The sequence below is a fragment of the Amycolatopsis sacchari genome, assembly GCF_900114035.1.
In the GTDB taxonomy this organism is placed as follows: Bacteria; Actinomycetota; Actinomycetes; order Mycobacteriales; family Pseudonocardiaceae; genus Amycolatopsis_E; species Amycolatopsis_E sacchari.
This window is the reverse complement of record NZ_FORP01000010.1, coordinates 36,763-58,020: the sequence shown is the minus strand read 5'-3', so window position 1 is coordinate 58,020 and position 21,258 is coordinate 36,763. Positions and strand designations below refer to the sequence as shown.

At 70.4% G+C, this 21,258-nt stretch carries 20 protein-coding genes; 16 read left to right on the top strand and 4 right to left on the bottom strand.

The genetic code is table 11. From position 1 onward, the window contains the following. Nucleotides 1-25 precede the first annotated feature (25 nt). The 6 genes from BMZ92_RS18205 (at nucleotide 26) to BMZ92_RS18180 (ending at nucleotide 6,084) form a co-directional block, all read left to right on the top strand. Nucleotides 26-1,021, top strand: coding sequence for an SDR family NAD(P)-dependent oxidoreductase (locus BMZ92_RS18205; protein ID WP_091509032.1), 996 nt, complete (start codon nucleotides 26-28; stop codon nucleotides 1,019-1,021). Beyond that, nucleotides 1,018-2,166 carry a DegT/DnrJ/EryC1/StrS family aminotransferase gene (locus tag BMZ92_RS18200; protein ID WP_091509030.1) on the top strand — a complete coding sequence of 383 codons (1,149 nt, stop codon included), beginning with the start codon at nucleotides 1,018-1,020 and terminating at the stop codon, nucleotides 2,164-2,166. The genes BMZ92_RS18205 and BMZ92_RS18200 overlap by 4 nt, the downstream gene beginning before the upstream one ends. Further along, nucleotides 2,163-3,119: an aldo/keto reductase family protein gene (locus BMZ92_RS18195; RefSeq protein WP_091509028.1), complete on the top strand. Its 957-nt coding sequence runs from the start codon at nucleotides 2,163-2,165 to the stop codon at nucleotides 3,117-3,119. The genes BMZ92_RS18200 and BMZ92_RS18195 overlap by 4 nt, the downstream gene beginning before the upstream one ends. Beyond that, nucleotides 3,116-4,285 carry a UDP-N-acetylglucosamine 2-epimerase gene (gene neuC / locus BMZ92_RS18190; protein ID WP_091509025.1) on the top strand — a complete coding sequence of 390 codons (1,170 nt, stop codon included), beginning with the start codon at nucleotides 3,116-3,118 and terminating at the stop codon, nucleotides 4,283-4,285. The genes BMZ92_RS18195 and neuC overlap by 4 nt, the downstream gene beginning before the upstream one ends. After that, nucleotides 4,279-4,899 carry a NeuD/PglB/VioB family sugar acetyltransferase gene (locus BMZ92_RS18185; protein ID WP_091509023.1) on the top strand — a complete coding sequence of 207 codons (621 nt, stop codon included), beginning with the start codon at nucleotides 4,279-4,281 and terminating at the stop codon, nucleotides 4,897-4,899. The genes neuC and BMZ92_RS18185 overlap by 7 nt, the downstream gene beginning before the upstream one ends. A gap of 93 nt (nucleotides 4,900-4,992) precedes the next feature. After that, nucleotides 4,993-6,084 carry a pyridoxal-phosphate dependent enzyme gene (locus tag BMZ92_RS18180; protein ID WP_177228756.1) on the top strand — a complete coding sequence of 364 codons (1,092 nt, stop codon included), beginning with the start codon at nucleotides 4,993-4,995 and terminating at the stop codon, nucleotides 6,082-6,084. 49 nt (nucleotides 6,085-6,133) lie between these two features. On the opposite strand, the gene BMZ92_RS18175 is transcribed toward BMZ92_RS18180, so the two are convergent. Then, entirely contained in the window at nucleotides 6,134-6,955 is an 822-nt protein-coding gene (locus BMZ92_RS18175) for an IclR family transcriptional regulator (RefSeq protein ID WP_091509018.1), read from the bottom strand. 255 nt (nucleotides 6,956-7,210) lie between these two features. Here BMZ92_RS18175 and BMZ92_RS18170 point away from each other — a divergent pair, with 255 nt between their 5' ends. From BMZ92_RS18170 to BMZ92_RS18135, 8 genes are all read left to right on the top strand, one after another. Next, nucleotides 7,211-8,491, top strand: a complete 1,281-nt coding sequence (locus BMZ92_RS18170) for an aspartate aminotransferase family protein (RefSeq protein ID WP_091509015.1) — start codon at nucleotides 7,211-7,213, stop codon at nucleotides 8,489-8,491. Next, a complete protein-coding gene (locus tag BMZ92_RS18165; protein WP_091509012.1) occupies nucleotides 8,488-8,859 on the top strand; it encodes a RidA family protein in 372 nt (123 codons plus the stop codon). The genes BMZ92_RS18170 and BMZ92_RS18165 overlap by 4 nt, the downstream gene beginning before the upstream one ends. A gap of 13 nt (nucleotides 8,860-8,872) precedes the next feature. After that, nucleotides 8,873-9,721 carry a fumarylacetoacetate hydrolase family protein gene (locus BMZ92_RS18160; protein WP_091509009.1) on the top strand — a complete coding sequence of 283 codons (849 nt, stop codon included), beginning with the start codon at nucleotides 8,873-8,875 and terminating at the stop codon, nucleotides 9,719-9,721. Continuing rightward, nucleotides 9,721-11,103, top strand: coding sequence for an FAD-binding oxidoreductase (locus BMZ92_RS18155; protein WP_091509007.1), 1,383 nt, complete (start codon nucleotides 9,721-9,723; stop codon nucleotides 11,101-11,103). Before BMZ92_RS18160 ends, BMZ92_RS18155 begins: the two co-directional genes overlap by 1 nt. Further along, the gene (locus tag BMZ92_RS18150; RefSeq protein WP_091509005.1) at nucleotides 11,100-12,137 is read left to right on the top strand and encodes a (Fe-S)-binding protein; all 1,038 of its coding nucleotides are present in this window, start codon (nucleotides 11,100-11,102) and stop codon (nucleotides 12,135-12,137) included. Before BMZ92_RS18155 ends, BMZ92_RS18150 begins: the two co-directional genes overlap by 4 nt. A 247-nt stretch (nucleotides 12,138-12,384) precedes the next feature. Next, nucleotides 12,385-13,287: an AraC family transcriptional regulator gene (locus BMZ92_RS18145; RefSeq protein WP_177228755.1), complete on the top strand. Its 903-nt coding sequence runs from the start codon at nucleotides 12,385-12,387 to the stop codon at nucleotides 13,285-13,287. A gap of 83 nt (nucleotides 13,288-13,370) precedes the next feature. Further along, nucleotides 13,371-14,273, top strand: a complete 903-nt coding sequence (locus tag BMZ92_RS18140) for an AraC family transcriptional regulator (protein WP_091508999.1) — start codon at nucleotides 13,371-13,373, stop codon at nucleotides 14,271-14,273. Next, a complete protein-coding gene (locus BMZ92_RS18135; RefSeq protein ID WP_143249883.1) occupies nucleotides 14,270-15,505 on the top strand; it encodes an alanine racemase in 1,236 nt (411 codons plus the stop codon). Before BMZ92_RS18140 ends, BMZ92_RS18135 begins: the two co-directional genes overlap by 4 nt. Here BMZ92_RS18135 and BMZ92_RS18130 read toward each other — a convergent pair. The 3 genes from BMZ92_RS18130 to BMZ92_RS18120 all read right to left on the bottom strand — a co-directional run bounded on the left by BMZ92_RS18130 (nucleotide 15,502) and on the right by BMZ92_RS18120 (nucleotide 18,521). Beyond that, nucleotides 15,502-16,206: a GNAT family N-acetyltransferase gene (locus BMZ92_RS18130; protein ID WP_143249882.1), complete on the bottom strand. Its 705-nt coding sequence runs from the start codon at nucleotides 16,204-16,206 to the stop codon at nucleotides 15,502-15,504. The genes BMZ92_RS18135 and BMZ92_RS18130 overlap by 4 nt on opposite strands. 243 nt (nucleotides 16,207-16,449) lie before the next feature. Next, on the bottom strand, nucleotides 16,450-16,713 hold the full coding sequence (locus tag BMZ92_RS18125) for a GntR family transcriptional regulator (protein WP_245783119.1): 264 nt from the start codon (nucleotides 16,711-16,713) through the stop codon (nucleotides 16,450-16,452). A 149-nt stretch (nucleotides 16,714-16,862) separates the two neighbouring features. Then, nucleotides 16,863-18,521, bottom strand: a complete 1,659-nt coding sequence (locus tag BMZ92_RS18120; protein WP_091508991.1) for a GGDEF domain-containing protein — start codon at nucleotides 18,519-18,521, stop codon at nucleotides 16,863-16,865. Nucleotides 18,522-18,704: 183 nt separating this feature from the next. Here BMZ92_RS18120 and BMZ92_RS18115 point away from each other — a divergent pair, with 183 nt between their 5' ends. Both BMZ92_RS18115 and BMZ92_RS18110 read left to right on the top strand, forming a co-directional pair. Continuing rightward, nucleotides 18,705-20,072: a tryptophanase gene (locus BMZ92_RS18115; protein WP_091508990.1), complete on the top strand. Its 1,368-nt coding sequence runs from the start codon at nucleotides 18,705-18,707 to the stop codon at nucleotides 20,070-20,072. 213 nt (nucleotides 20,073-20,285) lie between these two features. Next, entirely contained in the window at nucleotides 20,286-21,230 is a 945-nt protein-coding gene (locus BMZ92_RS18110; RefSeq protein WP_245783118.1) for an AraC family transcriptional regulator, read from the top strand. Nucleotides 21,231-21,258 lie beyond the last annotated feature (28 nt).

The following is a 21,258-nucleotide window of genomic DNA, read 5'->3' as shown; positions in this document are numbered from 1 at the left end:
CGGACGGCGACCAGGACAAGGTGTGATGAATAGACTCGCGGGAAAACGCGCGCTCGTGACCGGGGCTGACGGGTTCATCGGCAGCCACCTCGTGCAACGGCTGCTCGCCGACGGAGTCGAGGTCCGTGCGCTCTGCCTCTACAACTCCGACAACCGCATGGGCTGCCTCGAACAGCTGTCCGCGGAGGAACTCGCCCGCGTCGAGGTGATTTTCGGCGACATCCGCGATTTCCGTTCCGCGCGTGACGCGGTCGCCGGTGTCGATGTCGTCTTCCACCTGGCCGCGTTGATTTCCGTGCCCTACAGCTACGTCGCGCCGGTTTCCTTTCTCCATACGAACGTGTCGGGAACCGTCAACGTCCTGGAGGCGGTGCGGGAGCACGAGGGCGTCAAGATGGTGCACACCTCGACCAGCGAGGTGTACGGAACCCCGGAAACGGTACCGATCTCCGAGGCGCACCCGCTGCGCGCGCAGTCCCCGTACGCGGCGTCGAAGGTCGCGGCCGACCAGTTCTGCCAGTCCTACGCCAGGTCCTTCGGGGTGAACGTGGTGACGTTGCGCCCGTTCAACACCTACGGCCCCCGGCAGTCGGCACGCGCGGTGATCCCGACGGTCCTCACGCAGCTGCTCGCGGGCCTGCCGACGATCCGGCTCGGCAGCCTGCGCCCGCAGCGCGACTTCACCTTCGTCACCGACACCGTCGACGGGTTCGTCCGGATGGCCGAAACCGACCTCGAACCGGGCTCGCTCGTGCAGCTGGGGGTCGGGTCCACGGTGTCCATCGGTGACCTGGTGGAGCTGTGCCGCGAACTCACCGGCTCCGACTCGCGGATCGAGGTGGAGGAACAGCGGATCCGCCCGGAACGCAGCGAGGTGGAGATCCTGCTGTCGAACCCCGAACGCGCGCGGCGTGAACTCGGCTGGGAGCCCACCGTGTCCCTGCGGGAAGGGCTGATGCGGACCATCGACCAGCTCAAGGCCGGGCCGGAGATCGCACGGGCCGGGAGCTACCAGCGATGATCCCCCTGTCCGTGCCGTGGCTGGCGGGCAACGAGGCGCGGTACCTCGCGGAGTGCGTCGAGGAGGGGAACGTCTCCGCGGCGGGCCGGTTCGTCGAGCGGTTCGAGCGCGAGTTCGCCGAGGTGACGGGCACCGCGCACGCCGTGGCCTGTGCGAGCGGAACCGCCGCGCTCCACGTGGCGCTCCGCCTGGCGGGCGCCGGGCCCGGCCGGCTGGTGGCCGTGCCGACGTTCACGTTCATCGCCTCGGCGAACGCCGCCACCTACTGCGCGGCCGATCTCCTGCTGGTGGACAGCGAACCCCGCACGTGGAACATGGACACCGCCCGCCTGCACGACGAGGTCGTCCGCCGGGCACGCACCGGTGACCGGCTGCCGGACGTCGTCGAGGTCGTCCACGTGCTCGGCCATCCGGCCGACATGGAACCCCTGCTGGCGCTGAAGGACCGGTTCGAGATCCCGATCGTCGAAGACGCGGCGGAGGCGTTGGGCGCGTCGTGGAGCGGTGGACCGCTCGCCGGGCGCTCGGTCGGCAGCGTGGGCAGGTTCGGCTGTTTTTCCTTCAACGGCAACAAGATCATCACCAGCGGAGCGGGCGGGATGATCGTCACCGGGGAGGAGCACCTGGCGCGGGAGGCGCGCTACCTGATCAACCAGGCCAAGCAGGGCGACCAGTACGTGCACGAGACCGTCGGGTACAACTACCGGCTGCCCAACCTCGCCGCCGCGCTGGGTTGCGCGCAGCTGGAGCAGCTGGCGGACGCCGTCGCGGCCCGCCGCGCCCTCGCCGCGCGCTACCGCGAACTGCTGGCCGGACTTCCGCTGACGGGTCCCCCGTCTGAGGAGTGGGCGCGGCCGTCGCACTGGCTGTACTCGGTCCTGGTCGAGGACGCGGGGATCGAGGCGGACGAACTCGTGACGAAGCTCAACTCGCACGGAGTGGGGGCGCGGCGGTTGTGGCCGCCGGTGCACCTGCAGAAACCGTATGCACGATCGGAGCGCCTCGGCGGCGCAGTGGCGGAGGACGTCTTCCGCAGGGGCCTGTCGTTGCCCAGTTCCAGCCAGCTGAGCGTGGACGAACAACGGCGGGTCGCGGCCGCGTTGCGGCAGTCATGGTCAACCCCGGTACGAGGAAGTGCGCAGTGAGGTATCGCAGACTCGGGCAGTGGGGCGCCAAGCTCTCGGTGGTGAGCTTCGGCACCTGGCTGACCCACGGTGGCAGCGTCGACGAGCAGGACACCGTCCATTGTGTCCACCGGGCCTACGACGCGGGGATCAATTTCTTCGACACGGCCAACGAGTACCAGGCCGGACGCGCCGAGGAAGCGCTCGGCAAGGCATTGTCCGGTTTGGACCGCGAAACCTACCTCGTCGGCACCAAGGTCTACATGCCGATGGGCGAGGGGCCGTTGCGCCGGGGGCTGTCGCGGAAGCACGTCATGAGCCAGATCGACGGTTCGCTCCGGCGGCTCGGCGTGGACTTCGTCGATCTGTACCAGTGCCACCGGTACGACCCCGAGGTGCCGGTCGAGGAGGTCGCCAGGACGATGGACGACCTGGTGCGGGCAGGCAAGGTCCTGTACTGGGGCGTGTCGGAGTGGCCGCCGGACAAGCTCGTGGAGGTCATCGAGCTCTGCCGCGCGGCGGGCTGGGCCGTCCCGGTGTCCGACCAGGTCCAGTACTCCGCGCTCTGGCGCACGATCGAGCCCGAGGTCCTGCCCGCGTGCCGGCGGACGGGGACGGGTGTCCTGGCGTGGTCGCCGCTGGCGATGGGGCTGCTGACCGGGAAGTACGCGCCGGGGGCGGTCCCGGAGGGGAGCCGACGGGCGTCCGGGGACGGCTGGTTCCTCGACCGGTACCTGCGGCCCGGGGTGCTGGAGGCGGTGCAGGAGTTCAAGAAGATCGCCGAGAACGCGGGGTACACGGCCGCTCAGCTGGCGATCGCCTGGTGCCTGCACGACGAGGCGATGACGAGTGCGATCGTGGGCGCGAGCAGGCCGGACCAGCTGTCGGAGAACCTCGCCAAGGTCGACGAACCCCTCGACCCGGCACTGCACGCCGAGGTCGCGTCGCTGCTCGAGCCGGTGGCCAGGTTGTGACGCGGCGGATCTGTGTCGCGACCGGTTCCCGTGCCGACTACGGCCCACTGCGCCCCCTCCTCGCGCGGCTGCGCGAGGAACCGGAGGCCGACCTCCGCCTGCTCGTCTCGGGCGGCCACCTGGTGGCCGAGCAGGGCCTGACGATCGAGGCGATCCGGCGGGACGGCCATCCGGTGGACGAGGTGGTGACCAACGTGCTGGCCGGCGACTCGCCCCACGCGATGGCCAAGTCGTTCGGGGTGGCCGCCGCCGGGTACGCCGACGCGCTGCTCGGCCTGGCGCCGGACCTGCTCGTCGTGCTGGGCGACCGGTACGAGGCGCTGGCCGTGGCGGCGGTGGCGGCGTTGAGCCGGATCCCCGTGGCGCACATCGCGGGCGGGCAGGTCACCCGAGGAGCCGTCGACGACTCGATCCGGCACGCGATCACGAAGCTCGCGCACCTGCACTTCACCTCGACGGAGGAGTTCCGGCGCCGGATCGTCCAGCTCGGCGAGCCCGCCGACCGCGTGCACGTCGTGGGTTCCCTGGGGCTGGACGAGGTGTTGTCCCGCCCACGACCACGCAGGGCCGAGGTGCTGGGCGAACTGGGCCTGCCGGACGGGAAGCCGCTCCTCCTGGTCACGTACCACTCCGTGACGGCGGACCCGGCCGACTCGGCGGCCGGCCTCGCAGGGCTGACGGCCGCGCTGGACCGGTTCCCCCAGGCGACGATCGCCTTCACCGCGTCCAACGTGGACAGTGGGGGCGCCGAGGTCAACCGCCGCCTGCGTGAGTTCGTCGAGCGGAACCCGGACCGGAGCGCGCTGTTCCCGTCGCTGGGGCAGCAGGGCTACCTCGACCTGATGATGTCGTGCGACCTGGTGCTGGGGAACTCGTCCAGCGCCCTGATCGAAGCTCCGGCGGTGCAGACGCCGACCGTCAACATCGGGCGCCGCCAGGAGGGGAGACCGCGTGCCGCATCCGTGATCGACTGCGGGACGGGCGCGGACGAGATCACCGCCGCGGTGCGACGAGCGTTGGCGCCGGAACACGAGCGCGTGACCGCGACGGCGACCTCCCCTTACGGCGACGGCAAAGCGGCCGAGCGGATCGTGCACCACCTCCTGCGGGAGCCGCTGGACGGGCTGCTCCACAAGGAGTTCGTGGACGGAGGAGTGCGGTGCTGAACCGCGTGGTCATCCTCGGGTACGGCAGTCTCGGGCGCCGGATCGAAGCCATGCTGAACGGGACCCAGCGCATCGACGGGGACGTCAGGGCGATCGGGTTCCTGGACAACGCATCCGAGGGACCACCGGTGCTCGGCGGGGACGACCTCCTGCCCGAAGTCGACGCCCGGTACGTGATCGCGGTCGCGGATCCCGCGGCACGGGAGGACATCGACCGGCGCGCGCTAGCAGCCGGGCGCGAGCCTTACACGCTCGTGCACCCGCGGGCCTACGTCGAGGACGGGGTCGGCGTCGGGCCGGGGTCGATCGTGCTCGCCGGCGCCTGCGTCAACATCGACACGCAGCTGGGCAGGCAGGTGCTGATCAACGTCAACTGCGTGGTGGGGCACGAGGTGACGATCGGTGACCACACCACCCTCAGCCCGCTCGTGTTCGTCGGCGGCGGCTGCGCGATCGGGAACCGCGTGTTCATCGGCGCCAGTGCGGTGATCCTGCCGCGGCTGAAGATCGGCGACGACGTCGTGATCGGTGCCGGTTCCGTCGTGCGGGAGGACCTGCCGCCCGGCAGCAAGGTCGCGGGTGTGCCGGCGCGGCCGCTCGGAAAGACCTCGTGACGGAACCGCCCACCCTGACCTAGGATGAAATGATCGTTTCACCTTAGCTGTCCCTGGGATCCGCGGCTCCCCGCCGCGGAGGTGGGAGCCGTTGTGGTGCGTAACGCCCTCGGGTTGAGCAGGTTCGCGGACGATCTTCCGGAGGTGGGCGAGTTCGTCTCCCTCGGTGAGGGGGACACGCCGCTCGTCCCGCTCGACAAGCTCGCGAGGCGGCTGGGGGTCGCCTCGCTCACCGCCAAGCTGGAGACCGTCAACCCCACCGGGTCCTACAAGGACCGCGTCGCTGCGATGTCCATTTCCCTCGCGAAGCGCCGGGGCCAGCGGGGCTGGGTCACCACCTCCTCCGGCAACGCCGGCGCCGCCATGGCCGCCTACGGCGCCCGCGCGGGGCTACCCGGGTTCGTCTGCCTCGTGGCCTCCGCGCCCAAGGAGAAACGGCTGCCGCTGCTGCCCTACCCGATCGGCGTGGCGGCCGTCGAAGGCGTGGGCAACCGGGCGTCCGGCAAGAGCGAAACCGGGCTGTTCGGGCACGTCCGCGCCGCGGCGCTGCGGCACGACCTCTACCTCGCCACCACCGCGCACGCGTTCAACCCCGACGGCATGCGCGGCATCGACACGCTGTCCTACGAACTGGCCGAGCAGCACCCCGACGCGACCCACGTCTACGTGCCGACGGGAGGCGGCGGGCTGCTGGCCGCGGTCTCCCGTGGCGTGCTGCACCGGGGGATGCGGGCGCGGACCATCGCCTGCCAGCCCACGGGGTGCGACCCCATCGCGCGGTTCCTCGCCGGGCAGCTGCCCGAACCCGCCATCGACACCTGCACGAGCGGGATCTCCGCACTGCAGCTGCCGCACCCGCCCGACGGGCTGCTGGCCGCGGAGCTGGTGCGCAAGTGCGACGGCTGGGGCGTCAGCGTGCCGGACGAAGAAATCCTCGCGGCGCAGCGGGTGCTTTCCGAGGTGGAGGGGGTGTTCGTCGAACCGGCGGCCGCGGCGGGGCTCGCCGCGCTGACCGCGGACGTCCACGCGGGACGGGTCGGCGGGGAGGACGAGCCGGTGCTCGTGCTCACGGGCGCGGGGTGGAAGGACCTCAACCGCTTCGCGCCGGACCTCGCCCGCATCAGTCCACTCGGGCTCGACGAAGTGCCCGCCGCCATCGATGCGTGGCACGGCGGGCTGGACTGACGCGGTGGGCGGTTGCCCCCTTCGGCCGGGGCCACCTCGCCCGCGCGCGTCAGCCGACGGCCACCGGGTTCGTCGCGATCCCGGCCGCGATGTCGATCAGCACCTTCGCCGCCTTGCGGGCCTCCTGCGCGGAGAACCGTGAGGACGGTCCGCTGATGCTGATCGCGGCGGGCAGGCGGGTGCCGAGGAGCGGCACGGCGACGCAACGGCCGTCGTCCTCGTTCTCGCGGTCGTCGATCGCGTACCCGACCCGGCGCACCTTCCCGAGCTCTTCGAGGTACTCGTCGATGCTCGTGATCGTGTTGTCGGTCCGCCTCGCCAGGCCGGTTTCGTCGAGCAGCTCACGGACCCGGTCCTCGGGCAGCTGCGCGGCGATGGCCTTGCCCAGCGCGGTGCAGTGGATCGGGTCGCGGTCGCCACGGGAGGCGGCCAGCCGGACCCCGCGGCGGCTTTCCACGATGTCGAGGTAGATCACGTGATCGCCGTCGAGCAGGCCGAGGTTCGCGGTTTCGCCGATGTCGTCACGCAGTTGCTCGAGGAACGGCCGGGCGCGCTCGCGGAGGATCTCCAGGTGCCGGGACTGCATGCCGACGAAGCCGAGGCCGAGCCGGAACAGCCCGCCCGCCTCGTCGCGCTCGACGTAGCGGTGGTTCTCCAGCGTCCACAGGTACCGGAAGGCCGACGACTTCGGCAGGCCGGTGGTCTGGGCCACCTCGTTGAGGGTGATGCCGTCCACCGATTCCTGCAGCAGGTTCAGGATCAGGCAGACCCGTTCCACCGCGCGTACCGAGTAATCGCGTTCCTCTTCGTTCGCATCCTGTTCGCTGGCCGGGATGTCGTCCGGATCCTGCTTCCCCTTGCGGCGTGCCACTGCTACCTCATTTCGACCGTCAACGTGAGCGTTTCAGATGCTACCGCTCCGCGAAGGCCGATGTCAGGGGGCCAGAGCCGGGCGGGAACGGGCGGTGGTATGGGGCCGTCGGCGGTGTTCGCCCCCCTTGACTGTTCTCGGCCACTCGCCGTAGCTTGAATGAACACAGATCTTGCGTTTCATCTAGTGAAACTCACCGCGGATCGGCCTGCCGGGCAGGGATTTCGATTTCCGGGCTGTTGAAAGGGATCTTCGATGGTTGATGACGCGCCGGGGCGTACGCCGCGTTCGGACGAGCTGAGGAACCGCGCGTTGCGGCTCACCCCCGGGGGCGTGCATTCGAACGTCCGCCTGGCCGGGGCGCGTGACTTCATCCAGCGCGCGCAGGGGGCCTGGCTCTACAGCGTCGACGGGCAGGACTACGTCGACTACCTGCTGGGCCAGGGGCCGAACTTCCTCGGCCACGCGCCGGGCCACGTGATCGACGCTGTTTTCCGCGCCTGCAAGGACGGCGTCATCTTCGGCGGGCAGCACGAGCTCGAGGTCCGCGCCGGTGAACTGGTGCTGGAGGCGCTGGGCTGGGCGGACCTCGTCCGGTTCAGCATGACCGGCACCGAGGCCGTGCAGGCCGCGCTGCGTCTCGCCCGGGCGGTCACCGGCCGCACCAAGATCGTGCGGTTCGAGGGGCACTACCACGGCTGGCTCGACAACGTGCTGATCAGCGAGCGCGACGGGCGGTGGGGGCCGGCGAGCCGGGGGCAGCTCGCGAGCCACCTCGAAGACTCGATCATCCTGCCGTGGAACGACGCCGAGCGGCTCGCGGACGTCCTCGGGCGGGACGGTGAGCAGGTCGCCGCCGTGATCATGGAGCCGATCATGATCAACGCCGGCGTGATCGAACCCCGCGCGGGGTACCTGGAGGAGGTGCGGAGGCTGTGCGACGAGCACGGCATCGTGCTGATCTTCGACGAGGTGATCGCGGGTTTCCGGCTCGGCCTCGGCGGCGCGACCGAGCGTTACGGCGTGACGCCGGACCTCGCGACCTACGGCAAGGCGATCGCGGGTGGCTTCCCGGTCGCGGCACTCGCCGGCCGCGCCGACCTGATGGCGCGCTTCGGCACGGGTGAGGTCAACCACTCCGGCACGTTCAACGCGTCGGTCATGGCGATGGCGGCCGTCGTCGCGTCGGTCGGCACGCTGATCGACGAACCGCCGTACGAGCGGGTCGCCGAACACGGCACCGCGCTCATGGCCGGGCTGAGGGAGATCGGGCTCGCCCGCAACCTGCCGCTGCGGGTTTCCGGGCTGCCGGCGGCGTTCCACGTCTCGTTCGGCGACGTCGAGGTGACGGACTACCGCTCGCTGCAGAAGCTCGACCTCGCCCGGTACGAGCGCTTCGTGCCCGTCCTCGTCGAGCACGGCCTGTGGGTCGCGGGGCGCGGCGTCTGGTACGTGTCGGCGGCGCACGGCCCGAAGGAACTGGACGCCGCGCTGACCCGGTTCGAGAAGGCCCTCACCCAGTGGGTCAGCGCATGACCCACGCGCAGTCGAAGGACGGGCACACCACGCGGTTCTCCCCGTACCGCGAGGCGGGCGGGTTCGTCTTCGTCTCGGGGCAGGCTTCGGTGGACGCCTCGGGCTCGATCGTGCCGGGCACGTTCGAGGAGGAGATGCGCCGTTCGATCGAGAACGTGCGGCGCATCCTCGCGGACGCGGGCCTGACGCTGCGGGACGTGGTGAAGGTGGGTGCGTACGTCACCGACGCCAAGGACGTGCCCGAGTTCAACCGGATCTACCCCGAGTACTTCGGCGACCCGCTGCCCGCGCGGACCACGCTGACCGGCTGCCTGAGCAGCCGCATCAAGTTCGAAATCGACGTCGTCGCCTACTCGGACGACAGATAGAAGGACGAGGCAGATGAAGTTGCTCAGGGTCGGGCCGCCGGGTGAGGAGCGGCCGGTGCTGCTGGAGGACGGCCGGTACTACGACCTGACGCCGCTGACGCCGGACATCGACGGCGTGTTCTTCGCGCAGGACGGGCCGCGGCGGGCGCGGATCGCGCTGGATTCGGGGGAGTTGCGGGAGACCGACATCCTCGGCCTGCGGATCGGGGCGCCGATCGCGCGCCCGGGGGCGGTGCTGTGCATCGGGCAGAACTACGCCGCCCACGCGGCCGAATCCGGGGACGCGCCGCCGTCCGAGCCGATCCTGTTCCACAAGTCGCCCAACACCGTCGTCGGACCGTACGACGAGGTGCTGATCCCGCGGGCGTCGGAGAAGACGGACTGGGAGGCCGAACTCGGCGTCGTCATCGGGAAACGCGCGCGGTACCTGGAAAGCCTCGACGAGGCGCGCGCCTGCGTGGCCGGGTACGTCACGTCGAACGACGTGTCGGAACGCGCCTTCCAGCTCGGCCGCCCCGGCGGGCAGTGGGCCAAGGGCAAGTGCTGCGAGACGTTCAACCCCGTGGGCCCGTGGTTCGTGCCCGCGCACGAGGTGGCCGATCCGCAGGTGCTCGAGATCCGGTCGTGGGTGAACGGCGAACCGCGCCAGGACTCCAAGACCTCGGACATGATCTTCGGCGTCGCCGAGATCATCTGGCACCTGTCCCAGTTCCTCGTGCTCGAACCGGGGGACCTGCTCAACACCGGCACCCCCGAGGGCGTGGCGCTGTCCGGCCGCTACCCGTACCTGCGCGCGGGCGACGTCGTGGAGATCGAGGTCGCCGGGCTCGGGCGGCAGCGGACCGTGTGCGGACAGGCCTGATGGAGCTGCCCGACGGAGTCGTAGACGCGCTCACCGACATCGTGGGCTTCGACGGCGTGCGACTCGCCCCCGGTGAACTGGCGGTGTACGGCCGCGACGCGACCCCGTTGTTCGAGGGCAGGCCGGACGTCGTCGTGCTGCCCAGGACCACCGAGCAGGTCGCCGCCGTGCTGCGGCTCGCGACCGAGCACCGGGTTCCCGTGGTGCCCCGCGGCGCCGGGTCCAACCTGTGCGCCGCGACGGTCCCGCTCGCGGGCGGCATCGTGCTCGCACTGACGCGGATGACGCGGATCCTCGAAATCAGCAACGAGGAGCTGCTCGCCAGGGTGCAGCCGGGCGTCACCACGGCCCGGCTCGCCGACGCCGCCGGGGCGAGGGACCTGCTGTACGCGCCGGATCCGGGCAGCCGCACCACGTCCACGGTCGGCGGCAACATCGCGACCTGCGCGGGCGGGCTGCGGGGGCTGAAGTACGGCGTGACGCGGAACTACGTGCTGGGCCTGGAGGCGGTGCTGCCGACCGGAGAGGTCATCCGGACCGGCGGCAGGCTGTGGAAGGACGTCGCGGGTTACGACCTCACGCGGCTGCTCACCGGTTCCGAAGGCACGCTCGCGGTGATCACCGAGGCGACGGTGGCGCTGCTGCCGAAACCCGCCGAGACGGGCACGGGCGTGGCGTACTTCGAAACGCTGTCCGACACCTGCCGCGCCGTCACGGCGATCCTGTCCGCCGGCATCGTGCCGGCCACGCTGGAGTTCCTGGACCAGAACTGCATCAGCGCGGTGGAGGACTTCGCGCGGCTCGGCCTGCGCCAGGACGCCGGGGCGCTGCTGCTGTTCGGCGACGACGGGCCGATCGAGGTGGTCGCGGGAAACCTGGTGCGGCTGCGGAAGATCTGCACGGAGGCCGGTGCGCTGGAAGTGACGCTCGCCGAGGACGTCGCCCGTTCCGACGCGCTGCTCGCCGCGCGCCGGTGTTCCCTGCCCGCCCTGTCCCGGCTCGCTCCGCTGACGATCCTCGAGGACGTCACGGTGCCGCGCCCGAAACTGGCCGCGATGGTCGACCAGATCAACGAAATCGCCGCGCGCTACGCCCTGCGCTTCGCGACGTTCGGGCACGCCGGGGACGGCAACCTGCACCCGACGTGCGTGCTCGACCCTGACGACGGTGCGGCGGTGGACCGCGCGCACAAGGCGTTCGCGGAGATCTTCGCGGCGGCGATCAGGCTCGACGGCACGATCACCGGCGAACACGGGGTGGGTGCGGCGAAACTGCCGTTCCTCGCCGACCGGCTGGGCACCGACCAGCTGCGCCTGCTGGGCCGCATCAAGTCCGCCTTCGACCCCGCCGGCATCCTCAACCCCGGGAAGGTCGGCTCGTGATCTTCGACGACGAGCTGCTCGAGCGCTGCATCTCCTGCGGTTTCTGCCTGCCCGCCTGCCCGACGTACGCCTTGACGGGCGAGGAAGCGTCCTCGCCACGCGGCCGGATCACGCTCATGCGCGCGCTGGAAACCGGGCAGCTCGAACCGGATGACCCGACGCTGGTGGAACAGTCGTCGTTCTGCCTCGGCTGCCGGGCTTGCGAACCGGTGTGCCCGGCCGGCGTGCAGTACGGCAACCTGCTCGAACAGTGGCGCGACCACCAGTGGCGGGGCCGTGACCGGCCGTGGCTCGCGCGCGTGCTGATGGCGGTCGTGGCGCGGCGGTGGCTGCTGCGGTTGCAGGGCCTCGTGCGCCGCCACGCGCGCGCACGCGGGCGGGCGGAGTCGTTGATGCTGGGCTGTGTCGAGCGCGGCCTGTACCCGGCGGTGAGCCGGGCGGCGCTGCGCATCGCGCCGGATTTGAACGTCCCCGCGAACCAGGGTTGTTGCGGCGCGCTGCACGCGCACAACGGCGAATCCGGCCGTGGCGCCGAACTGGCGCGGGAACTCGGAAAGCGCTTACCCGGAACGATCGTCACCACCGCCGGTGGCTGTGCCGCGCACCTGACCGCGCACCTCGGCCGGGACCGCGTGAAGGAGTTCAGCGAATGGCTCGTCGAACGGAACGCGTGGCCGGACGGGGAAGTGCGGGTGGACGGCAGGCGGGCGCGGGTGGCTTTGCAGGATTCCTGCCACCTGCGCAACGGAATGGGCGTGACGCGCGAACCGCGTGAATTGATCAAAGCGGTGGCCGATTACGTCGAGCTGCCGAACGCGGGGAGTTGTTGTGGTGCGGCGGGAACGTATTCGCTCCTGCGGCCCGCGGACAGCCGCGAGGTGCTGGCGCCGAAGCTCGCGGAGATCGAATCGGCCGGGGTGGACTACGTGGTGGCGGTGAACCCCGGCTGCCTGCGCCAGTTGCGGCAGGGCCTGCGTGGAACACCGGTCAAGGCGCTGCACCTGGCGGAATTGCTCAGGCTGGCGGGGAATTGAACGGGAAACAAGCGGAGAAATCCGCCACGGACGGGTGCCCGGCCTACTTTCGGTAGCCGAAACTCCTTGTTTCCTAGCCGGTTCGGCGTAGTATGTGATTCTTCTCTTGATTGTGCTGCTACCGAACCTAGTCCTCGAGCCGAGAGCCCCGAACTCGCGCGCGACGGAGGTACAGGGAGAAATGGCATTGCCCTTACAAGGTCATCGGCTCTTCCGTTCCGGTGACCTGGACCACGTACGTGACGAGATGAGTCGCATCCTGTGTCCCCACGACGTCGTGACCCTCGAACGCGACGCGCGGATCGACGCCGAGATGAACTCGCTGGCGCTGGGCAACGTCGTGCTCAACTACGTCCACTACGGCGCGGCCGTCGCGGTCGATCCGGGGCTGACGCACGACTTCATCGCGCTCCAGGTCCCGATCGCCGGGTGCGCGACCATCACCTCGGGGTCCGAAAAACTACTGTCCACTCCGGACCGGATGCTCATCAGCCGGAACACCGAACCGCTGAGCATGCGCCTGTCCGCCGACGCGCGGTTGTTGCTGACCAAGCTCTCGTGGCCCTTCCTGCAGGGCGTGCTCAGCGATCTGCTCGGCGGGTACGTCCCCTGGCCGCTGAGGTTCGAACTCGGGCTGGACTGCCAGGGCGCGCGGCAGCGGCGCTGGGTGGACTTCCTGCTGACCTACGTCCGCCGCGCGAGCAATCCGGAGCACGGGTTCCGCAGGCGGTTGTGGGAGGGGCACTTCCAGGAGAGCCTGGCCGTCGGGCTGCTGCGCGTGCAGCCGAACAGCTACAGCGCGGTGCTCGAGACCCGCCCGCTGCCGGCGCCGCCGTACACGCTGCGTCGCGCGATCGACATCCTGGAAAGCACGCCGGAGGAGGCGCACACCGAGGGCTCGCTGGCGCGTGACCTCGACATCAGCACGCGGGCGCTCGACGAGGCGTTCCGCAGCAGGCTGTCCCAGTCGATCCCGGGCTACCTCTACCACGTGCGCATGCGCCGGGCGTACCTCGCGTTGCGCTGGGCCGAGCCGGGGGACGTCACGGTGGAGTCCGTCGCGGAGCGCTGGGGTTTCACCGAACCCGGTTTCAGCAAGTGGTACTACCGCGAGTTCGGCGAAACCCCGCAGCAGACCCGGTATTCCTGAGTGCCGGGGCGTTGACTGGCCGCTGGCGCGCTGACTATCGTGAGAAATGAAACGGCCGTTCCAGACGAAAAGAACGTGACGCCATGACAGACGAGGAGCACGACGCGGCGCGGGTGCTGGGCCCGCACCTCGTCCGGGTCGAGCGCGGGCAGCGGCTGGAGGTGCGCGTGACCGCGCTGGCCGGCCCGCGGCTCGTCGTGGGCACCCTGGCCTACACGTGTGACGCGACGATAGAACTCCAAGGCCCGCAACCGGACTACTTCCTCCTCATCGTCTTCCGTGGACGGTTGGTGTGCCGGCACGGAAAGCGCTATCTCGAACTCGGCAGCGGTGCCGTGGTCGCGGCGTCACCGGAGCAGCTGAGCACGATCCGGTGTGCGAGCGGCTCGCTGTTCCGCGTGATCCGCATCCGCCCAGACCTGCTGCGGGCGCGGCTCGCCCCGCTGCTGGCGTTCCCGCCCGAGGGCATCGTGTCGTTCCGGCCGCTCGTGCGCAGCCTGCTCGGTGATGCCGGCCCGCTGGCCAAGAGCGTGCGCCGGCTGCTCACCGGCCCGCCCGGTGACCGCCTGACGCGCCACGCCGAGGAGGTGCTCGTCGACTGGGTCGTGCGCAACCAGCCGCACCAGTTCTCGGGCGGGCTGCGGCGCGGCGGCTGGGATTCGGCGGAGCTGGTGGCGTTCGTCAAGGTGCTGATGGACTCCGACCCGTTCTCCGGCCGGTCGATGACGTACTACGCGCAGCTCGCCGGGGCCACGCTCGCCGAGCTGACCGGCGCGTTCCAGGAGGACGGCTGCCTGCCGCACGAGTACCTGCGCGGGGTGCGGCTGGACTGCGTGCGCCGGTTCCTGCTGCGTGGCGAGCAGCCCTCGGTCCGCGCCGCCGCCGAGCGGTGCGGCTTCCGCGACAACGCCCAGTTCAACAAGTGGTACGTCGAGCGGTTCGCCGAGTGGCCGTGGGAGACGGCGCGCCGCGGCAGGGTGGAGTGACGCGGGTGCTCGACCTCCCCGAGATCACGATCACCGCGCGGGACAAGGCCTTCCCGTTCGACGCCGTCGGCAGGCCCGCGGCCGCGCTGAGCGCCACCCTGGACGACTTCCTGACCCCGGTGCTGGCGCTCCGGCGTTCCGCGCTCGACCACAACCTCGCCACGATGGCCCGGTTCTGCCGGGAGCACGGGCTCGCGCTCGCCCCGCACGTCAAGACGACGATGTCGCCGGAGATCGCCGAGGCGCAGCTCGAACGCGGGGCGTGGGCGCTGACGCTCGCCTCGCCGAGCCAGGTCAGGGCGTTCCGCTCACTGGGCGCCCGCCGGATCGTGCTCGCCAACGAACTGACCGACCCGCAGGCGATCCGCTGGCTCGGTGCCGAGCTGGCGCGCGATCCCGGGTTCACGTGCTACTGCTACGTCGACTCCCTCGACGGGGTCGAGCTCCTCGAAAAGGAGCTGGGGCAGCGCACCCGTCCGCTCCCGGTGCTGGTGGAGCTCGGTGTGCCCGGTGGCCGGACCGGGGTGCGGGACCTCGCGGCGCTGCGGTCGCTCGCGGAACGCGTCCGTGCGTCGGAAGCTTTGGAGCTGGCGGGGATCGGTGGCTTCGAGGGCATCATCGGCGGCACCCCGGCCGCGGAGCTGCTCGCGAACGTCCGCGGCTACCTGCGCCGGTTGCGGGACGCCGCCGACGAGCTCGCGGGGAACGGGGAGTTCGTCGTGACGGTCGGGGGCAGCGCGTTCCCGGAGGTGGTCGTCGACGAGCTGGGTCCCAGGTGGCAGGCCGGGCGGGCGATCCGCGTGGTGCTGCGCAGCGGCTGCTACGTCACCCACGACTCCCTCGTCTACGAGGACTACCGGACGATCGTGGGCACGGAGTACCGCACGCTGCCGTTGCGCCCGAGCCTGGAGCTGTGGAGCCGCGTGCTGTCCTGCCCCGAGCCGGGGCTGGCGATCCTGGACTTCGGCAAGCGCGACACCGGCGTCGACGCGGGATTTCCCGTGCCACTGCACCGGATCCGCCGCGACACGCACGAGATCGAACCGGCTCCGCCCGGCGGGCTGATCGCGCTCAACGACCAGCACGCCCACTTCCGCGGCGGCGAGCTGGCGGTGGGGGACCGGGTCGCCTTCGGCGTGTCGCGCCCGTGCACCACGTTCGACAAGTGGCGGCTGGTGCCGGTGTTCGACGACAGGTATGTCCTTTGTGGAACGGTACGGACGTTGTTCTAGCGTTCACCGCTGTCGGATTCGGGCCACCACTGGTCGAGGATCTCCATGCGCGCGTCCAGCAGCGCCGGGTCGCGCAGGTCGACGACGTGCACCCCGTTCCACCGGCGGAAGCCGACGCGTTCGAGCATCGCCCCGGCGCGGACGCTGGCCAGCTCGGCGGCGACCCGGTCACCGGGGCACGGGAAGTCCAGCGGTGACACGCGGCTGGCGCCGAGCCGGGCGTCGGGGGCGAGGATGCGCAGGGCGCTGGCGATCAGGGCGGCGCCGAGGCCGTGCCCGCGCCAGGCTTCGACGAGCTCGACGCGGCGCAGGATCACCATCCGGGCCGGGCCCGGGGAGATCTCCTTGTCCAGCTCGGGGTGCAGTTTCCCCTCGTCGGGGTCGATCACGGTCTCGGCGATGAACTCCAGTGCCCACTCGCCGAGCACCACGGAGTCCAGCAGGTTGCGTTCCTTGGTGAGGTCGGCGATGACGAGGGAGATGTCGCCGACGTGCCGCAGCTCGTCGGGGCAGACGTCGAGCGGCGAGATGTCGGCCGAGGCGTGCCACTGTTCCGGCTGCTCGTCCTCGTCGTCGATCTGCCACCAGAACCGGCGGTGGGACAGCGACAGTTCGATGGACAGCGGGTTCGCCGGCAGGTCGGGTACCATCGCCGCCTCACCGGCCTCCGGCCGCAGTTGCATGTGCACGTGCATTCGCATGGTCGCCGATTCCGGTCACGCGGAAGGTCTTAATCACAATCCGGCTTCCCGTCAACGTGGGCAGGGTGGCGGCCATCCGGGTCAGCCTATCCGGCGGAAGCGAATCAGAGCTACCGCCAAAGGTTTGACGACGCGTGGAGCAGCCGTTTTGAAATTGATCTCGGGTTGTCCCGGGCGCGGTCCGGATCGTTCCGGTAACCGCGCCCGGGTACAAAACTACCCGAACGGGTGAGGAGGGCGTATTCACTGCTGCTGCCGCCCCCTCCGGTCCGCTATGTAAGTTCCTTTCGATCTGACCGTCACGACCAGTCCCCGGTAACGGAGGAGACGGGTCGCGTGCCGTGCGGTGCCCAGGGAGACGCCGTATTCCTGGGCGAGCCGCCGCTCGGACGGCAACGCGGTGTTGGGTGGCAATTCCCCCGCCTCGATACGCGCTGCGAGGTGCTCGGCCATCATTTCGTAGACGTATCCCGGGGTGTCGCCGGGCTTGAACTCAGGAACGACCACGGGAAGGACGGTAGAGGCCTTTGAACAGGGGAAATAGCGGGGGTGAGCCATTCTGCGGTAGGGCGCGACAATGCGCGTACGACCCGACCTGTGGACTACCGCCCTGATTTCACGAAGGGGGGAGCGTGGAACGTGGAAAAATCTCGTAATCAGTGTCGCGGACTGCCGCGCAGAACCTCGTACCGCTCGGATCCCGGCCAGCCGTTGACCCAGCTCGACCCGGAAACGTGCTTCGCGGTTTTCTTCAAGGGCGCGAGCATCCGGGAAACCTCCCGATAGGACCGCACGACGCCGCCCGCGCACACGACCGTCGCGAGCGAGACGGTCACCGGCATCCCCTCGGCGGACCACGGGGCGCTCAGCAACGTGTCGGCCACAGTGGAGATTTCGTCGATGTCGCAGGCGATGAGGAAATCGTCGCCGCCGACGTGGCTGACCGTGACACTGCGCAGTTTCGCGCCCAAATCGGACAGTGCCCGGCCCAGCGCGCGGATCAGGTCGTCACCCGCCGCGAACCCCGCGGTGTCGTTGACTCGCTTGAAGGAGTCCACGTCGAGCCACGCGACGACGGTGGGGTGCCCGGCGGCGAGACGGCGGTCCACCTCGCGCGCCACGGCGTCGCTGCCGGGCAGCCGGGTGAGCGGGTTGAGCGCCGCGGCCTCTTCGATCTTCTGCTCCGCGACCCCGCGGACGAGCTCGTTGACGAGCACCACGCCCACGCACCGGCCGTCCGCGTCGACCACGATCACGTCGTCCCCGCTGCGGTCGAGTTCCGCGTCGGTCACCAGGTCCAGCAGCTCGAGCGCGCCGGCACCGGAACGGATCGTGCGGGGCGGGTCGGCCAGCCGGGCGGCCGGCCGGTTCGCGTGCAGCGCGTGCCCGAACGGGCCGGTCAGGTCGAGCAGGAACCGCGAGCGGTCGACCGTCCAGACCGGGCGCCCGTCGTCGTCCAGCCCGACGACGCCCGTCGTCGCGTCCTGGTCCAGCAGCACCTTGCGCACCTGGTCGCAGGTGGCGCCGGCGGGCAGCGTGACGGGTGCGCGCAGGAAGTCGTCGACGCGGGGGTTGGCCGCGCTCGCCCCGGTCGGCTCCGGCTCCACCGACACCAGCCCCGCCGTCGGCACCACACCTTCCCTGGCCGGGGCGAACAGGTTGCCCTGCACGGTGCGGACGCCGAGCCGCTGCACGGTGGCGAGCTGCGCCTCGGTCTCGATCCCCGTCGCGACGAGGCGGACCCCGGTGCGCGCGGCGAAGTGGCACAGCGCCTCGACGAGCGCGACCGTGGGCTGGTCGCCGGGCAGCCGGTGCAGTGTCGTGCGGTCGAGCTTGATCAGGTCGGGGCGGGCCTCCGCCAGCAGGTTCAGCGGCAGGTCCCCGTGGCCCAGGTTGTCGAAAGCGATGCGGAAACCCAGCTCGGCGAACCGCCGGATCCCGGCGAGCAGGGCCTTGGCCGACACCCCGTGGAACGGGGAGCCGACCTCGAGCACGACTTCGCGCGCCCGGCGGCCGGTGCTGCCGAGCGCCTCCTGCAGCGGGTCGAGCACGAGTTGCGGGGCCGCGGCGGAGGCGGCGGTGAGGTTGAGGTGCAGGGGCAGCAGCGTCTCGTGGCTCGACTCCAGCAACACGGCCCGCGCCGCGAGCGCCGCGTCGACGGCCACCAGCCTGCCCCGGCGCAGCGCGTGCCGGAGCAGCTCCTGGATGCGCCCCTCGGCGGGCCGGGCGAGCGCTTCCACCCCGACTATGCCGCCTGTATGCAGGCTGTACAACGGCTGGAAGGCGAAGCTGACCTGCTCGACCGCGACTTCCACGACTGAGTCCCCGCTCTTCCCCAGAGCTGTTTCCGCTGTTCGTCGCTCGATGGTTACACGTGAACAATCGACGTTTCGGTTTTGTGCGCCAGGTCACTGGCCGGTCGAACTGGCCTCTACCGCCGGGGCGGGGCGGCGGCGACGCTGGAGGGGTTGTGCCGTCCCGGGGCCGGAGGAGAAGTCATGCCGTCCTTCATGGAGCCGTTCCGCATCAAGGCCGTCGAACCGATCCCGTTCCCCACCGAGGAGGAACGCCGTGACGCGCTGGCCGCCGCCGGCTACAACCTCTTCCGGGTGCCCGCGCGGCGCATCACGATCGACCTGCTCACCGACTCGGGAACCGCGGCGATGTCCGCCGCGCAGTGGGCCGCGCTGATGGCGGGTGACGAGTCGTACGCCGGTGCGCGGTCATTCGAGCGGTTCGAAGCGATCGTACGGGAGCTGACCGGATTTTCCGAGGTCCTGCCGGTGCACCAGGGACGGGCGGGGGAGCGGATCCTGCTGGGCAACGTGCTCGGGCTCGGCGACATCTCGGTCAGCAACACGCACTTCGACAGCACCAGGGCGAGCGTCGAGGCGGCCGGGGCGGAAGCGGTCGACCTGCCGGTGCCCGCGTACGAGGGCATGCCGAACCCCTTCGGCGGCGATCTCGACCTCGGCGCGCTGGCGGAGCTGCTCACCGGCCGGTCCGGCAGGCGCATCCGGTGCGTCGTGCTGACGGTGACGAACAACGCCAACGGCGGGCAGCCGGTGTCGCTGCTGAACATCGCCGGTGCGCGGAAGCTGTGCGACCAGCACGGCATCCCGCTCTTCCTCGACGCGTCCCGGTTCGCGGAGAACGCTTACCTGATCACCGAACGGGAGGCGGGGTACGCGGACTCGACGCCCCGGGAGGTCGCCCGCGCGATGTTCGACCTGGCGGACGGGTGCTGGGCGAGCCTGAAGAAGGACGGGATGGCGAACATCGGCGGTCTGATCGCGTTGCGTGACCGGGAACTGGCCGATCGCTGCGCCGAACAGGTCATCGCGACCGAGGGCTTTCCCACGTACGGCGGTCTCGCGGGCCGTGACCTGGACGCGCTCGCGCAGGGCCTGCTCGAGGTCACCGAACCCGACTACCTGCGGTACCGCGCGGAGAGCACCCGCTGGTTCGGGGAACAGCTGAGCCTGGCGGGGCTGCCGGTGCTGCAACCTACGGGTTGTCACGCCGTCTACGTCGACGCGGGGCTGCTGCTCGACCACATCCCGCCGCACGAACTGCCCGCGACGGCGTTCGCCAACGAGCTGTACCTCGCCGGCGGGGTGCGGGTGTGCGAGCTGGGCACGCTGGTGTTCGGCAAGCGGGCGCCCGACGGCGGCCCGGACATCCCGGCGCCCCGCGAGCTGGTCCGCTTCGCCCTGCCGCGGCGGGTCTACACCGCGAGCCACCTGGAGTACGTCGTCGACGTGGCCGAGGAGGTCCGCTCGAAGGCCGCCCAGCTGCGGGGTTACCGCATCGAGCGGCAGGGCGGGGCGCTCCGGCAGTTCACCGCAATGCTGCGTCCGGTGTAATTCGGCTCCGCCCCTGATTCGCCGTTCCACGTCCTGCAAATTGCAGTTGGCAAAACTACACCCGTTTGCCGGTACTCCTTCCGGTGAAAAGAGCCGACAGTATCAGCCTGGAGGTGTGGGAGTCGGCATCGCCAAGACCTTGATCGACCAGGCTGCCCGGGACAAATGAGTGAGTTACCTCTCGAAAAATACAAACTGTTCGAGTCCACGGACGTGGACGAGACCCGTGACCAGGTAGGGAGGATCTTCTGCCCCCACCGGATGGACGTCGTGGGACCGAAGCCGGAACTGCGCGCCAGGATGCACTGCCGTCGTATGCGCAATATAGCGGCGACGTATATCTCGTACGGCTGGGATGTGCGGGTCAATCCCGGCGAGCTCGAAAGTTTCTTCGCCATTCTGATGCCGACCGCGGGCAGGGGAACCTTCCAGTCCGGTTTCGAACAGGTACAGGCATCACCGGAGAAGATCGCCATCGCGTCCCCCACCGAACCGTTGCACATGCGGCTGTCGGGGGACTGCAGCCAGCTGGTGATCCGGATCGAACGGGCCGCACTGGAGGCGCGGCTGTCGGAGATGATCGACGGCGCCCTGCGTGAGCCGATCCGGTTCCAGCTGGGCATGGACGTCACGGAGGGGTATGCCCGCAGCTGGTTCGACGCGCTCAACTACGGCGTGAAGGACCTCAGCAGGCCGGAGAGCCTGCTCGCCCACCCGATCGGCATGGAGCAGTTCGAGCAGAACATCATCACCGGACTGCTGCTCGCCCAGCCGCACAACTACAGCGCCATGCTCGCCGGTGACGACCGCCCGGTGCCATCGCGCCTGCTCGGCATCGCCGTCGACCTGATGGAGGGGCACCCGGAGTGGGCGCACACGCCTGCGAGCCTCGCCCGGCGGGCCGGTGTCAGCGTCCGGGCGCTGCAGAAGGCGTTCCGGGAGCAGCTCGACAGCTCGCCCAGCGAGTACCTGCGGGGCGTGCGGCTGCAGCGGGTGCACGACGAACTGTGCGCGGCGCAGGCCGACACCACCACCGTCGGCGAGATCGCGAGCAAGTGGGGGCTCGCGCACCACGGCCGTTTCGCCGCGGTCTACCGCGAGCGGTTCGGCGAATCGCCGCGGCAGACGCTGGGCAGGCAGCACGCGCGGAAAGGATGAGAGTGTTCGTGGAACGGATGGTTCGCTG

What these genes read in the sequence shown, in the direction of transcription:
- BMZ92_RS18200 (WP_091509030.1), top strand. Translation starts at nt 1,018, where the DNA reads ATGATCCCCCTGTCCGTGCCGTGGCTGGCGGGCAACGAGGCGCGGTAC.
- BMZ92_RS18170 (WP_091509015.1), top strand. Translation starts at nt 7,211, where the DNA reads ATGGTTGATGACGCGCCGGGGCGTACGCCGCGTTCGGACGAGCTGAGG.
- BMZ92_RS18165 (WP_091509012.1), top strand. Translation starts at nt 8,488, where the DNA reads ATGACCCACGCGCAGTCGAAGGACGGGCACACCACGCGGTTCTCCCCG.
- BMZ92_RS18155 (WP_091509007.1), top strand. Translation starts at nt 9,721, where the DNA reads ATGGAGCTGCCCGACGGAGTCGTAGACGCGCTCACCGACATCGTGGGC.
- BMZ92_RS18140 (WP_091508999.1), top strand. Translation starts at nt 13,371, where the DNA reads ATGACAGACGAGGAGCACGACGCGGCGCGGGTGCTGGGCCCGCACCTC.
- BMZ92_RS18145 (WP_177228755.1), top strand. Translation starts at nt 12,385, where the DNA reads ATGAGTCGCATCCTGTGTCCCCACGACGTCGTGACCCTCGAACGCGAC.
- BMZ92_RS18130 (WP_143249882.1), bottom strand. Translation starts at nt 16,206, where the DNA reads ATGCGAATGCACGTGCACATGCAACTGCGGCCGGAGGCCGGTGAGGCG.
- BMZ92_RS18160 (WP_091509009.1), top strand. Translation starts at nt 8,873, where the DNA reads ATGAAGTTGCTCAGGGTCGGGCCGCCGGGTGAGGAGCGGCCGGTGCTG.
- BMZ92_RS18115 (WP_091508990.1), top strand. Translation starts at nt 18,705, where the DNA reads ATGCCGTCCTTCATGGAGCCGTTCCGCATCAAGGCCGTCGAACCGATC.
- BMZ92_RS18205 (WP_091509032.1), top strand. Translation starts at nt 26, where the DNA reads ATGAATAGACTCGCGGGAAAACGCGCGCTCGTGACCGGGGCTGACGGG.